The organism is Lactobacillus colini (genome assembly GCF_017874575.1).
Lineage (GTDB): Bacteria > Bacillota > Bacilli > Lactobacillales > Lactobacillaceae > Lactobacillus > Lactobacillus colini.
In genome coordinates this window covers 1-1,023 of the sequence record NZ_JAGGLU010000034.1, presented here as the reverse complement: position 1 = coordinate 1,023, position 1,023 = coordinate 1, and the positions used below count along the sequence as shown (strand labels likewise).

Annotated in this window: 1 protein-coding gene; it reads left to right on the top strand. The window is 37.0% G+C overall.

What is annotated here, in order from left to right:
* On the top strand, positions 1–1,023 hold a 1,023-nt coding region (locus tag J2Z60_RS10855), incomplete at both ends, for an IS3 family transposase (RefSeq protein WP_245328816.1).

Here is a 1,023-nt window from a genome sequence, read left to right as displayed (position 1 = left end):
CAATGGAAATTTGAAGGGATTTCTATTACTCAAATTTCTAAGAATTGGAAGTTAAATAATCGTGGCATTGCTTATATGATTAACTTAATTGATCGCTATGGGATTGGAATCTATGATCAATCAAATGAAGTCTTCTCTAAAGAATTTAAAGAAGACGCAATTGAAAAATTATTATTAGGAACTAAATCCCTTACTGAGCTTTCTTTGGAGTTAGGTTTAAGAAGTAATGGAATGTTAAGCAATTGGGTTCGCGAATACAAGAAAAATGGGTATAATGTCGTTATCAAGAAGAAAGGACGACGCCCTTCCCATGAACCAAAAGAAGTCACGCAAAGAACTAGAAAAGAAGATCCAGCAGCTAGAAGAAGAAAACTTAAAATTGCGTATTGTCAATGCTTACGTAAAAAAACTAAACGCCTTGGATCAGAAACCACCGAAGAAATAGCTCAAGCAATCACTGAACTAAGGCAAATCTTCAAGGTCAGTTTAGAATACATCCTTGAAACTATCGCAGAGTCTCCTGACCTGCCGCAGATTGCCAAGAGTACCTATTACTACACGATTTCAAAGCCGGCTAAAGAAGACAAGCATCCTGAGCTTACACAGAAGATCAAAGAGATCTTTGATCATCATAAACAACGCTATGGCTATCGCAGAGTCTTCTTGCAGCTTGCTAGAGAAGGTTGGGAGACCACACTTAAACAGGTACGATTGATTATGCAAAGACTTGGCTTAAAAGGCAGAAAACGCAATAAGAGAAAATATTCAAGCTATAAAGGAACGATTGGCAAAATTGCACCAAATCACATTAAGCGCAATTTCTTTGCCATTAGACCAAATATGAAGTGGTATACGGATATTACTGAATTTCATTTAAATGGTGAGAAGCTCTATCTATCACCGATCCTAGATGGCTGTGGTGGAGATATTGTTGCCTATTCTATTTCTAGACATCCAGATATGGAATTAGTGCTTTCGATGCTTAATAAAGCATTTGATAAGCATAAGGCTCTTAATGCGCTT